At 54.8% G+C, this 13,736-nt stretch carries 9 protein-coding genes; 8 read left to right on the top strand and 1 reads right to left on the bottom strand.

Annotated features, from left to right (window positions below):
- Window positions 1-152 precede the first annotated feature (152 nt).
- The 4 genes from F0155_RS00045 to F0155_RS00030 are packed head-to-tail and all read left to right on the top strand — an operon-like array spanning window position 153 to window position 5,657.
- A complete protein-coding gene (locus tag F0155_RS00045; protein WP_150522424.1) occupies window positions 153-2,933 on the top strand; it encodes a TackOD1 domain-containing metal-binding protein in 2,781 nt (926 codons plus the stop codon).
- Window positions 2,930-4,192, top strand: coding sequence for a glycosyltransferase family 2 protein (locus tag F0155_RS00040; protein ID WP_150522423.1), 1,263 nt, complete (start codon window positions 2,930-2,932; stop codon window positions 4,190-4,192). The genes F0155_RS00045 and F0155_RS00040 overlap by 4 nt, the downstream gene beginning before the upstream one ends.
- A 3-nt stretch (window positions 4,193-4,195) precedes the next feature.
- On the top strand, window positions 4,196-5,419 hold the full coding sequence (locus tag F0155_RS00035; protein WP_150522422.1) for an HlyD family secretion protein: 1,224 nt from the start codon (window positions 4,196-4,198) through the stop codon (window positions 5,417-5,419).
- A gap of 7 nt (window positions 5,420-5,426) precedes the next feature.
- Window positions 5,427-5,657 (top strand): Hpt domain-containing protein, encoded by a 231-nt coding sequence (locus tag F0155_RS00030; RefSeq protein WP_161599729.1) that lies wholly within the window; start codon window positions 5,427-5,429, stop codon window positions 5,655-5,657.
- A gap of 51 nt (window positions 5,658-5,708) precedes the next feature.
- On the opposite strand, the gene F0155_RS00025 is transcribed toward F0155_RS00030, so the two are convergent.
- Entirely contained in the window at window positions 5,709-6,050 is a 342-nt protein-coding gene (locus F0155_RS00025) for a RidA family protein (protein WP_208999060.1), read from the bottom strand.
- Window positions 6,051-6,464: 414 nt separating this feature from the next.
- Between F0155_RS00025 and F0155_RS00020 the strand changes: the two genes are divergently transcribed.
- The 4 genes from F0155_RS00020 to F0155_RS00005 all read left to right on the top strand — a co-directional run.
- On the top strand, window positions 6,465-8,165 hold the full coding sequence (locus F0155_RS00020) for an ABC transporter transmembrane domain-containing protein (protein WP_150522419.1): 1,701 nt from the start codon (window positions 6,465-6,467) through the stop codon (window positions 8,163-8,165).
- Window positions 8,162-10,369, top strand: coding sequence for a peptidase domain-containing ABC transporter (locus F0155_RS00015; RefSeq protein WP_150522418.1), 2,208 nt, complete (start codon window positions 8,162-8,164; stop codon window positions 10,367-10,369). The genes F0155_RS00020 and F0155_RS00015 overlap by 4 nt, the downstream gene beginning before the upstream one ends.
- A gap of 54 nt (window positions 10,370-10,423) precedes the next feature.
- Window positions 10,424-11,731, top strand: coding sequence for an HlyD family type I secretion periplasmic adaptor subunit (locus tag F0155_RS00010; protein ID WP_150522417.1), 1,308 nt, complete (start codon window positions 10,424-10,426; stop codon window positions 11,729-11,731).
- A 129-nt stretch (window positions 11,732-11,860) separates the two neighbouring features.
- Window positions 11,861-13,736, top strand: a 1,876-nt coding sequence (locus tag F0155_RS00005; protein ID WP_150522416.1) for a cadherin repeat domain-containing protein, incomplete at its 3' end; no start/stop codon positions are given.

Below are 13,736 nucleotides of genomic sequence, written 5' to 3'. Positions count from 1 at the left end.
TTTTCTCCCTCTTGTTTATGTATTCTATTCGGCATTGCATAAAATAACAGTACTATATATTAGGAAAAATCGTCCTGTTACATAAATAACTCTAAGTTTACAAATTCAGTTTATCAGTTTTTTGTCGTTTGTGCTCAGGAGTCGTTTTGCTTATGGGCAATAATATTGCACATATTTCAGGTTCCCCTTCGGGAGGTCGTGCTGCTGAGCCTCTTCATGTCCTCATCGTCGAAGATTCGCCTGTAACTCAGGATGTCTTGAAGGAGATGTTGCGAGCGGCGGGGCACAAGGTGCATCTGGCGGGGGATGGTCGAAGCGCCCTCAAAGCCATGAACGCTGAAAATTTTGATGTCGTTCTGATCGACTACCACATGCCTCATATGCATGGCAGCGAGGTGGTTCGTGAGTTTGTCGGGCAGAAGGGTGAGGGTTCTTCGCCCATCTTTGGTGCGATTACTGCCGATCCCGCCGCAATCCTGAATGACAGGGAACAGATCCGCTTTTTTCATACGGTTTTCGCCAAGCCCTTCGAGTTTGAAGAGGTCTTGAGCTTTGTTGAAAGTGTTCGTGCGGGCAAGAGCAGCGATGCAGCAATTGCGGCCCGATCCGGGGCGGAAAGTGCGGCGGTCCTTCCGCTATCGAGCGAAGAAAAGGAAGCGGAGCGGGAGATTGCAGTCGACGCTACGCCAGAAGCAGAAAGTCTTCTTGACCAGGACGAGCTGGCGCGCAGATTGAATGCGTTGATGCCTGGTTCCGCGTTCTTTGAAAGCTTGGAACAGTCTGACGATGGAGCGGCATCTACCTCAAGCGATGATCCTCTGGAAATCATCAGGCAGCTAAGGCCCGGTGCTCAAAAGGCATTGGAGGATATGCTTGCTTCATTGGTGCCGGGATCCGAAAACCTGTCGCAGATCAAAGACGTACAGCAGGAAGAAAATGGTGCCGCTCAACAGGTCACGCAGGTCGAAGAGCCTGCTGAGACAGATCGGCCGCCTGCGATCGAAACACAAAAGGACCTGACCGACAGGTTGGATGCCTTGATGCCTGTCGCGCGCGAGGGCAGTTTCCCTGCCGAGCAGGCTAATGCCGTGCCAGCGGGTGATGAAGGAACTGATGCCCCTGAAGAGGATGCGGAGGCTGAAGTTGGTCCGGCCGATTACAGCAGGGCTGTGCTGATCGCTGAAGACTCCCCCGTCACGCAAGATATCTTGAAGTTGTTGCTGTCGTCCTCCGGCTACGAGGTCGATGTCGCTCAGGATGGCACTGAAGCGCTCAAGATGATCAAGGCCAAGAATTATTTCGTGGCTCTGATGGACTACAATATGCCCGGCTTGAACGGGACGGAGGTCATAAAGCACTGCCTTGAGGAGATCTCGGGCCGTGCCTTGCCGATTTTTGCAGCAATGACCGCAGAACCCAGTGCGGTTCTGGCAGACAAGTATGGCGAGAAATTCTCCAAGATCTTTGCCAAGCCTTTCAATTTCGATGAAGTGCGTGCCTACATCGAGGAAGTCGCTGAAAGCGTGCTTGGTGGAGTGGCAAACGATGGAGCTGCCATAACTGCAGGAGTCCTGGCGCCGGCAGCCGCTCCAACCGTCAATTTGAAGGAATATTCGGCTGACGTTGCCAGAGGGCTTGAGAGCTATGGGGTCTCTGCCCGGGTCCTGAGATGGCCGGAAGACATTGGCCCGGCCGGTTTTTCAGTTGCTGCACGTCAGTATATGGCCGCAGGCAGCGACTTTGATGCAGTGCTGATCTCCGAGCGTGCAACTGTCCACGACCTCCGCCATCTCTGGACACTTGGAGACCTTCATCTCCTGCCAATTATTGATGAAACCGGCCAGTTGGGCCCCAAGGCCGATGTGTCCATTCCATCTCTTCCCAGAGGTGTTGTCGGGCGTCTTCTCGAAGGCACAATGCAGGAGTTTCGTGAGGCTCGCCAGTCGGTGCATATCGAGGTCAGGCAAAGCAAGGAAACATCCGAGAAGCTGGCCGCGAGCATCTATGTTCGAAAACGTGTTCTGACCCCGGAATACAGCGCAGAGAATGCACTGGGGTTCACTTATGACTGTGCGCAGGAAGATGAGGAAATTCTCTCCGCAGTCACAAATCTGACAGAGCAAAAACTCCTCCAGCGAAAGTTTTTCGATCGCTTCCATGTTTGCAACGGTTGCCAGTCGACGCATCTCAATGTGCGCGAGGAATGCTTCGAATGCCGAAGTCCAAACTTGTCGGAAACCACGCTCGTTCACCACTTCCGGTGCGCTTATCAGGGCCCCTTGCAGGACTTCCAGCAGGGGTCTGATCTCGTTTGTCCCAAGTGCTCTCGCGAACTCCGTCACTTTGGCGTCGACTATGACAAGCCGGGCATCGTCATCAATTGCGGTGCGTGTGGAGCAAGTTCCAGTGATGCGGCGGTCGGGTTCAAATGCTTGTCCTGTGGTCAGCACACCGATGGCGAAATGATCCGCACCCGGGACGTCTTTCAGTACGAGTTGACCGAAAAGGGCGTGGCCTTCATCGAAGAAGGGCCAATTGTCATTGGTGGGGGCCAGAAGCAACTGAAGTTCGCTGAATTGCCGCTTGAGTTGGTTATCGAGCTGAACAAATCCGCTCGCGAGTTCACGGAAACAAGCCGTCCGTTCTGCCTGATGAGTATCGGGTATCCGGATCGCCGCGCGCTGACGTCAGAGCACGGGTTCCGTCTGGTCGAGGTTTCCAGATCCCAGATGGTCGAGAACCTCCGCAACTATTTCGGCGATCAGGCCATAACCCATCAGGGCACCGACTACGACTATATTCTGGTCAATCGATTGGCGGTCGAAAATTGCCGCGCCAATATCGAGACCTATAACGAGGTCGCCTTGTCGGGTCTCAAGATCGATTTGAACCCGAGAATTGCCTCTTTCGGCCCGGAGGAGCTCTTCGGATGAACCTGATCACGGAAAGCTTCGACTATATCTCTGCTCAGAGTTCGGCCAGTATCCTGTCGCTCTTTGCGTTGGTGATCATCTTCGAGATCCCCCGTTATCTGGCGCTCTTTCTGGTGGCAGCCTTCTTTGAAAGACCTCGGCAACAGCCGCTTGATGTGTCCTTCCGGCGCAGCGTGGCAGTCATCGTCGCGGGGCATAATGAAGCGGAGTCGTTCCCCAGATGCGTCGATTCACTGATGGAGCAAAGCCGCCCGCCGGACCAGATCATTGCCTTCAGTGACGGCTCAACGGACGGGACGCCTCAGGTTCTCAGGGATCTTCTCGCCAAGGGCAAGATCCATAACGCGATGTGGACGGATCTGCGCGGGGGGAAGTCGGCTGGCTTCAATATTTGTCAGCGAATGGCGACCTGCGACCTAATCGTCAATATCGATTGTGATTGTTCTCTTGACCGGGATGCCATCCGCCGGATCGTTGAACCATTTGACGATCCCGAAATAGGGGGCGTTGCAGGCAATATTCAGGTGAGAAATGCCGATGCAAGCCTGATCGCGGCCTGTCAGGCGATCGAGTACATGATCACCATTTCGCTTGGGAAGCAGGCGGCCCTCGTTTTTGATCAGGTGACCTGTGCTTCCGGCGGCTATTCAGCCTTTCGTCGTTCGGCGCTTGAGCAAATCGGCGGCAATGATGCCGGCGGCGGCGAAGACCTCGATGCCACCCTGAGGCTTCGCGCCTATGGGTGGAAGATCGGATTCAGGTCTGACTCCGTTTGTTACACGGATGTTCCGGACACGGTAGCGGCTCTTGTTCGCCAGCGATTTCGGTGGGAGCGGGACGCGGTGCGTTTGCGATTCAGAAAATACAGTTACGCCATGAACCCGTTTCATCCTCAGTTTCGAGTCTCGGAACTTGCGCACCAGTTGGAGTTCCTGATCTTCAACATACTGGGGGCAAGCATACTGCCGTTTTATATTGTCTGGCTGTTTTATCAGTTCGGGTCACATGCCTTCGTGATCCTTCTTTCAGTTAAAATTTTACTGATGATAATAGACTTTTATGTATTTATATTAGCTGCAATGTGCACTCCGCATGTAAATTCCCTGAAATTATTTCCATTTATTTTGGCGTACAACTTCTACAATGGGCTGTTTATGCGGTGCGTCCGTCTTGCCGCCTATGTGGACGAATGGATTTTCAAGAGTTCCTACAAGGACAGCTACGTCCCTCAAAAAGTACATGATGTCAGAGGCGGCTAGAAAATGAAGCGACTGAACAAGAGAACCAGAACAGACGCCCACAAGAACGACCGTAGAACGGTCAAGAAGGGCTATGGTCGCTGGGTATATCTTGGGCTGATTGGCGTGCTCGGGCTTTCCGTTCTCGACTACGTCTGGGGCGATATGGTCCTTTTCAGGGCCAATGGGATCGTTGCGCAGGATCGGGTGGATATTGAGGCCCGATATGTTGGCCATCTCGATGAGTTTCCTCTCCAGATCGGACAAAAGGTTGAAAAGGGTGAGGTCCTCGCCAAAATCTCTTCCCTTGAGATAGCGGACCGTCTGGCCGAGTTGAAACTGCGCCAGTCGGAGCTCAATAGCCGTCTGATTGAGAACCAGGAGGCGATCCGTATCGGCAAGAAGCTGTTGCCCTTTGCAGAGCAGCGCCTGATGGAAAGCCGTGAAATGAAGAAGGCCGTTCTGGAGGCCAAATCGAAGGGGCTCATCACGACGGATCGGTTGCTCGAAGTTTTTTCGGAGAACAATGGAGCTGAGGAGGCTGTCATTCGCATCCGCGAAGAGTTGGAGAGCAAGCAAAATCTGGTAAGGGGGCTCCGTGTCTCGATGGAAGATGTCGAGACCGCCTTGGCCCAACTCGCCCTGCTTTATGCTGATGGGGTGGTAACCTCACCCGTCGATGGCGTCTTGGGAAGCGAGGTGCCCGTTCGTGGCCAGACCTTCCTGACAGGGGAGCGCATCTTGTCAGTTTACACCGGCCAAAGGTTCATACAGGCCTATCTGCCCAATCGACATTTGTTCCCCGTAACCGTTGGCGAACAAGTGTTGGTCTATTCCGGCGCAAGGACCGTTCAAGGTGTTGTTGAGGATGTCTTGCCGGTTTCGGATGAGTTGCCGAAGGAGTTCCAGAATTCGTTCAAACCGCCGGAAAAAAGCCAACTGGCAAGAATCCGCGTTGAGGAACTGGACTTGCCGCTACACACGAAAATTACCATCAAGCGAAAGATGGAAACCATCGAGGGATTGGGCAGGGCTTTGGGTGACAAACTGGCTGAAATCTGGAGCAATAGTGGTGAAACACTGCCCGATTATGTGCCGACCGGGAAGATTGCATTCAACGAAAGGATAGAAAATGTCTTCCGCGCAGTTGAACATGTTGGTGGAGAGACACTGCACCACGATCAAGCAGATGTTCGGCGAGTTTCTCTCTCTTTATGGAGACCGGACGGTCGGGACGAAGCCGAATGAGGAGGCGATGGGTGTCCTGCACAAACTCAAGGGGAGTAGCGGGTCTATCGGGTTTTCAGCTATCAATCAGTCAGCCACTGAATTCGAAGCCGGACTGAAGGAATGGCCGTCGGAGCAGGATGGGGTTTATGAAGCGCGGCAACTGGAAGTGCTGACCGGTTTGGCGCGGCTTATAAACGGCGTCAAACCGGATGATTCAAAGCTGTATAACCAGACCCTTCATGGCGCTAGCTCTTGAAGCGAACACGGTTATCGCATGCAGGCTTCAGCTTTTCGGCCGACAGCAGCCTCAGCAGGCTGCCGTTATGATGATTTCTACCTTCAGTTCCGGCCGAGCGAGTTTTGCTTCGCCGCAGGCTCTTGCCGGTGCATGCCCCGCCGGGACCCAGGCGTCCCAGACTTCGTTCATCTCTGCAAAGTCTGCCATGTCAGCCAGCCAGATGATGGCCTGAAGCATCTTCTCGCGGGAGGAGCCGGCCTGCTCAAGCAGGGCGTCAACACGGGAAAGGCAGTCGCGTGTCTGTTCGGCAACTGTGGTGCCTGCTCCAACCTGACCACATAGATACGCCACGCCATTGTGCTTTACGATCTTGCTCATGCGTGTGCCGGTTTCGATCCGTTCAATCATCATTGAATTCCTGTTGCTGGGGGCGGGGCGGCTGAAACATCTGCCGCGGTCCGGTCGATAGAGGGAAATGTTGCTGCTGGTCAAGGGGAGAGCTTGTACTTGTGTAGCGTGGGGAGGGTACGACGCAGAGTTGCGTTGGGCTGAATGTCTTAACGTTATCGGTCCAAGATTACTTTGTGAAAACCCCTTAAGTAATATGAATGTATTTGATAGAAGTGATGATATAAATCTGCGGTTGCATTAATTTACCCCTGATAAAACCTGCTTTCTCATTAATAATAGATACACCAATTGATGCAAGTCTATGGGTGACTCTTGGGAAGGCATCGGCGGATTACAGGGTTGCCACTTTCAAGGTTTGAATTGGTCGCGGAAAGCGCGTGCCCGTTTTTTGTATCTAGTAGCGGCAAGTATCAAATGTTCAAACCGCAAGTTATGCGCAGAGGCAACTCTGCCTACAGTATTTACATTCTGGTGGCCTCATTGGTTGCCAATATCAGCGCATTGGTGCTGCCCTTATCCTTTCTACAAATCTATGATCGGGCCATCCCGGCGCAGAACTACACGACGCTGTTCGTGCTGGGTATTGCAATCGTCGTGGCTGCGGTTATCGAATTCACTGCCCGAACGGCGCTGTCGAAGCTGCTGATCTCCTCCGGTGCGACCTATCAACATGATACGTCCCGTGCGGCTCTCTCCCGTTACCTGCAAGCCGACCTGCGGCAGGCCGAGCGGGAAGCGACTGGAACACACATTGATCGGTTTGCGGCCATAGACAAGGTGAGAGAGTTCCGATCCGGCGATTCCGCCACGGCCCTCCTCGACATTCCCTTTTCGATCCTGTTCCTGGGGTTCATCGGCTTTTTTGCGCCGCTCATCGCAATTTGCCTCCTGGGTGTTGTTTCGGTCACCCTGTTTGCTTCCTGGATCAGCTCGCGCCAATCGCGAAAGACGGTGGATCGCCGCTCTGAACTCGAGGGCCGTCGCCATTCCTTCCTGTTGGAAGTTCTTGGTGGCATGGATGCGATCAAGGGACTTGGAATTGGTCCGTTCATGGCACGCCGCTACGAACGCATGAAGGTGACCGGTGCCCGGTTCAACAATCAGCTGATCGGCACGACCCAGCTTGCGCAGGGTTTTGTCGGTACATGTGTGAAAAGTGCGCCGATCGTTGCCGGGTGTGCAGGCGCGTATCTCTATATCAATGATCAGCTGACGGTGGGTACGTTGGCTGCCTGTACGCTTCTGGCCAGCCGTGTCGTCTCGCCGATCCTTAAGCTGGATGGTCTTTTGCTGGGCAATCACGATGCCCGTCAGAACGAACGTGAAATCAAGAAAATCTTCGAGATTGAAGGTAGACCCTCCGGGATCGGGAGTATAGATGACTTCCAGAGCCTCGATGTTCTTGACGTCAAGACGAAGCCATCCGGTCGGGCCCGTGTCGGGCTTGCCGGCGTTTCGTTGTCTTGCAAGGTTGGTGAGGCCGTTGGACTTTCCGGTTCGCAGAGTTCGGGCCGACTTCAGATCCTTCCGCTGATCGCTGGAGACCTGACGCCGACAAGTGGTTATGTGCGCTACAACAACCGGAATATCGAAGAGATGGACTACTGGCAGTATCGCGATCAGGTCGCCTATCTGCCGAGCCGTCATGTCCTTCTTGATGGCACGATCCTCGACAACTTGTGCCGTTTCAACAAGGAAAAATACTACGACGAAGCAATTGCGCTTGCTGACGAATTCGGCGTTCTTGAGTACTTCGCGCGCCATCCGGGCGGGCTGTCGGCCAAGCTTCAGACCGGTGTACAAAACGGTCTGTCGCGATCCGTTCTGGACACCGTTTCGATCATTGCTTGTCTTTTGGGGTCACCAAAGCTGATCCTCTTCGATAATCCGAATGAAAATCTCGACGCTGATGCTGATGAGCGATTGCGCAACTATCTGCTGCGCCAGCGCGAGCATGTGGCCTTGGTCATTTCCTCAAATAATCCTGCGTATACCAATATGTGTGATCGGACCTATCTGGTTGACGGTGGTCTTCTCAAGCCGATGCCTGCCTTGAAGGCGCGCAAACCGGTGCGACGCAAAGCACTTCCGAACAATGGAAAGGTGGCGTCATGACCAATCAAACCACAGCAAATACGGTGGTACGGGGTGATACCACCATCAGCGGCCTTCGGGCCCGCCTGAATGCGGAATTCGGTGCCGAGTTCACGGAGGATCAGGAGAGCGCCATTGGAAGCATGCGGCGCTTGATGACGGCTCCGGACGCTCACAGCCAACCAATTTCCTCCGACGTGGTGGAAGCGTTGCTAACGGTGCTCAAGCGCCGGTCCTGGAGCGTTTCGGTTGAAGATTTTGCGCAGGCATTTCCTCACCTGCCGGAAAAGTTCGGGTTGACCGAAATTCGGGAGACCTGTGCTCGTCTTGGGCTTAAGAGCGAAATCCAGTCGGCCAGACTGGAAGAGATCGCCCAGTATCACCTGCCGGCCCTGATCGAACGGCGGGGTGAGATTCTCGTCGTCGACCGGGATAAAAATGGTAAGCTGTTCCTTACAAAGGCCGGTGTTCGTCAACGGTTCGGCTCCAAGGAACAATGGGTTACATTCGATGTGGTGGTGTTCCTTGAAAAGAACGAGGAAATCGATCCGGCTACTGAAGAAACGACCTTTTCCGGCTTGCTGCGCCGGTTCAAGACGCACCTGACAGTTCTGTTTCTGGTTTCCCTGTTCATCAACGGGGCCACCTTGCTGTCGTCGCTTGCAGTCATGTTCATCTACGACACGGTTCTGCCCAGTCAGGCGATGGACACGCTGACGATGATAGCCGTCGGGATCGGCGCTCTGGTTGTTCTCGAACTCTGGTTCCGGAACATTCGGGCAAACATGATTGCCTATCTGGCAAGCCGTCTCGATTTCGTAATCTGCTGCGCGGTTTTCGAGAAGTTTCTGAAGCTTCCCTACAATACGATTGCCGCTTCTTCGGTGAGTGCGCAGGTGGCCAGCCTCAAGCAATTCGAGAACTTTCGCGATATTTTCGGCGGAACGCTCTCGGCATTGGTGCTGGATGCTCCGTTTATCGTGGTGCTGCTGGGTGTATTGTTTGTGGTCGGAGGGCCGCTAGCCTTTGTCTCTGTCGGTTTGATCGTTGTTTTTGCGGTCATTGGGGCGTTCTGGTTGCCGCACCTGCGCCGGTTGTCCGAAAAGACCTCAAAAAGCCGCTCGGCCCAATACCGGTTTACTCTCGACGTCCTGTCCAAACTGCCGACGGTGCATCACTTCCGGTGTGAAGAGTCCGTGCTGACACGGTTTGACCAGATCGTTCGGGAATCCAGTCTCGCCAAGATGCGGGTGCAATCTGCCAATCGCATGTTGTCGACGTCTTCGACGACGCTGGTCACGATGATTGGCGGGCTGACAGTCATTTTTGGGGCAATGCTGGTCATTAACGGCTCGTTGACTGTTGGTGGTCTGATCCTCGTCACCATTTTGACCTGGCGTGTCCTCACACCGATCCAGCAGGGCTTTCTCATGATGATGCGGCTGTCGGATGTTGCCGATACAGTCCGTCGATTTGACCGCTTCATGAAATTGCCGGAAGAACCGGTGAGCTCCGGTCGACGCTCCCGTGCTCGCCTTCGCGGCAATCTGGATATGGAGCAGGTGTATTTCCGTTTCCCGGGCGCTTCTGCTCCGGCACTGACCAACGTGTCCCTGTCGATCCGTCAAGGAGACTTTGTCTCCATACTTGGCAAGAGTGGATCGGGGAAATCTACCTTCGTGAAACTCATCCTCAACCTCTACCAACCGCAGTCCGGGACCATTCAGCTGGACGGGGTGAACATCTCGCAGATTCCGGCTTCGGATCTTCGGGCAGATGTCGGCTATGTGCAGCAGAACCCGAAAATGTTCCACGGCACGATTTCGCAGAATTTGCGTCTGTGTGCCCCCGGCGCGACGGATGAGGATATTCGCTCGGTCATGGATGCGCTTGGCCTTTATGATTTCATTCAACCCCTGCCAAGCGGTTTTGACACGCGATTGAACGAAGCAAGCCAATCACATCTCCCGGTCGGGTTTTTCCAGGCGCTGGGGCTAGCGCAGGCCATGTTGCGCAAGCCGCAGATTATTCTGCTGGACGAGCCGCCACGCGCCAGCGGAACAGAACTGAACGATGTGCTGGGTCGGTTCCTGGAAAGTTGCCGCGGAAAGGTGACGGTCATCATGGTCACCTCCCATGAGCAGCAGGCCGAATTGGCCGACACGGTTCTCAAGCTTGAACGGGGCATTTTGCAGCCCCTGCGAAAACAAGCGATGGCGGGATAGCCGTCATGATGTTCGCTACAGATTTCTCCAATATGAAAGCGCGGAGACAAGCTCATGCCCGCAAAATTTGATAATTTCACCACGAGCGCATTGCTTGAAGAGCGCAAGGCAACCCGCCCGGCTCGTGTGTCGATTCTTCTTACGGCCTTGGCTGTCGCAGGGTTCATCGGTTGGGCCTGCTACACACCTGTCTATGAGGTGGTATCGGGTGGTGGCAGCATCCTGCCGTCAGGCAAGGTGCAGCATGTCATGCATCTTGAGGGCGGCATCGTTCGCAATCTCAACGTTGAAAGCGGGACACTTGTTTCCGCAGGCAGCATCATTGCGGAGCTGGATACGACCGAAAGCGACGCGGAGCTGAGGAAGGCAACCGCTCGACTGGCTGCAGTAGAGCTGACTGTCTCGCGCTTGCAACAGGCGATCTCCGGCAATGTGGATTACGATCCCGGCAGCGATACCGGGTTCAGTCTCATTGCCGATAGTCAGAAGCAGGCGTTTCTCAACGCCAAGGCTTATCGCGACAAACGCCGGGAAGTGGTGGAAGCCGATATCCGTCTGACAGATCGTCAGCGTGAGGGCTACTTGCTGGAGTTGGAGAAGCTGCGGCAGGATTTGGCGATCGTGGCTCAACAGGGCGTTACGCTGTCGGAAGCTCTTGAAAAGGGCATCGTTAGCCGGCGTCAATTCGAGGGTATTCAGCGCGAACGCATTGAGAAGGAAGTCGAAATCATTCGCATGGAGAATGCGGTTGAGCAGGCGGACGCTCGTAATGCGCGCAGCCGTGCCCAATTGGCCGAACTGGAATCGGAACTCAATGTGCAGGCGGCAGACCAGATCGCCCAGCTGCAGACCGAACAAGCAGAACTGAAGGCCCTGATCGAACAGCTTCGTTCGCGGATCGGACGTGCCTTTGTCAAGGCTCCGGTGAACGGCCTGGTCGACAACATTGCGGTTCGCGGACCCGGTGAAGTGATCTCGCCGCGGCAGGTCTTGCTGGATGTGGTTCCTGTCGACCGAGAAGCCTACGCGGAAATCGAGGTGGCTGCCGAAAAAATCGGTCTGATCCAGGTCGGCCAGACTGCAAAGGTCAAGGTCCTGACTTTTGACTATGTCCGTTTTGGAAGCATCGAGGCAATTGTCGAGAAAATCTCGCCGAACAGCGTGGTCAAGGACGATGGCAGCGCGGTCTTCACCGTGAAGCTGAAGCTTGACAAGGAGCACGTAGGTGCTTCGTCCGCAGGCTTTCAGGTCATGCCGGGCATGACAATAGTAGCTGACATCAAGTCGGGCTCGAAAAGCATCTTTGAATACATGCTGAAGCCGCTGCGTGTCATTTCCGACAAGGCCTTTACGGAAGCGTGATGCGATGTCTGCGAAGGACTTAGCAAAGGTTTAAGGATGCTCCCGGAATTGCACTGACAGGCCCAGTCCGGGGGTGTCTAATTCACCGCAAGTTATTGTCCGCGATGCATTTGATTTGGAGTTGCAGTCGTGAAAGAAGACGATCAGTCCCAGAAGCAGCGTATTGAGGAAGTTGAAGCGGAACTGGCCCGCTCGACCTCTGAGGCCGAGGACGTCTTCAGCGGCAAGAACCGGCGTGATTTCGCCGACGAAGCACCGCAGGAAGAAGGGGAGGCACTGAAGATCTCTCCGTCTGCTCTGGCGGTCAGTCTGGCGTCTCTTCTAGGGTTTTCGCGACCGGCCTCTGCTGGTCGGACCGCCTCTACCGAGACAGGTGACCTGTCAGACGTCGAAAGGGTTCAGGTTACCACCGACACCCAGACAATGAATTATTCAGAATCTGATACTCGGGTTGCAGATGAGACCGGCGAAAAAGAAGCCGTAACAGAAAAACAGGCGGCTGAAATCGAAGCTGGCGAAGAGTTTTCGCTTCAGCTGAACGGTGGTGAAAGTGAAGCGCTTTCTGCCCCTGTAAAAAGCGGTTCCACCCCTCTGGTTCAGACCTTTTCACCTGCCGATATTGTTCAAGGTGAAGCCCTTGCGGTTGAAGAAGGTACGTCGGAAGACGTTGCCCAAGCAGACGAGACCGCGACCGACCCGGACGGGAGCGGAGCGCAGGAACAGAATTTCAGCTCGGTCAGCGCGGTGGAAGACACCAACGTCGCTGCCAATACCATTTCCGAAAACGCTGCAGTCGGGACACGTGTAGGCATCACTGCACGAGCATCGGATGCAGATATCGCCGATAGCGTCCGGTTCTATTTGGTCGACGGCTCGGGCAATGTCATCACGGACGGCCCGTTTGCCATCGATGCCATCACGGGTGTTGTCACTGTCGCAGATAGTTCTCAGCTCGATTACGAGGCTGGAACGAGCGTCACGGTCATCGTTCAGGCTGTCTCGACGGATGGTTCAACCTCAACGGAGACCTTTACGGTCAACCTGACCGACGTTGACGAGTTTGATGTCACCGCTGTGACCGACAGCAACTCTGCGACCAACACGGTGTCTGAATCTGCCGCCACTGGTACCGTCGTCGGGATCACGGCGTCTGCATCCGACGCCGATGGCACAGACAGCGTCAGTTACCAGCTGGTCGATGACTCGGGCAATGTCATTACGGACGGTCCGTTTGCCATCGATGCCACGACCGGCGTTGTCACCGTCGCCGACAGTTCTCAACTCGACTACGAGGCAGGTACCTCTGTCACGGTCATTGTCCAGGCCGTCTCAACGGACGGCTCGACCTCGACGGAGACGTTCACGGTCAACCTGACCGATGTTGACGAGTTCGATGTCACAGCTGTCACCGATAGCAATTCTGCGGTAAACACGGTGTCTGAATCTGCCGCCGCTGGAACGCTTGTCGGGATCACGGCGTCTGCTTCCGACGCCGACGGTACAGACAGCGTCAGCTATCAGCTTGTTGATGGCTCGGGCAATGTCATCACCGACGGCCCGTTTGCCATCGATGCTTCCACAGGTGTTGTGACGGTCGCCGACAGCTCGCAGCTCGATTACGAAGCCGGAACGAGCGTCACGGTCAATGTTCAGGCGACGTCAACGGACGGCTCGACCTCCACCGAGACGTTCACGGTCAATCTGACCGATGTGGACGAGTTCGATGTCACTGCTGTTACAGACAACAACTCTGCGACCAACACGGTCTCCGAGTCTGCTGCCGCTGGAACGCTTGTCGGGATCACGGCCTCTGCCTCTGATGCGGATGGCACGGACAGCGTCAGCTATCAGCTTGTTGATGGTTCCGGCAATGTCATCACGGATGGTCCGTTTGCTATCGATGCTTCCACAGGTGTTGTGACCGTCGCCGACAGTTCTCAGCTCGACTACGAGGCTGGAACGAGCGTCACAGTCATTGTCCAGGCGACCTCGACGGATGGGTCAA

Origin of the sequence: Roseibium sediminis, from assembly GCF_008711325.1 — a bacterium.
Classification (GTDB): Bacteria; Pseudomonadota; Alphaproteobacteria; order Rhizobiales; family Stappiaceae; genus Roseibium; species Roseibium sediminis.
The sequence above is the reverse complement of the archived record's forward strand: the minus strand, read 5'-3'. Positions and strand labels throughout refer to the sequence as shown.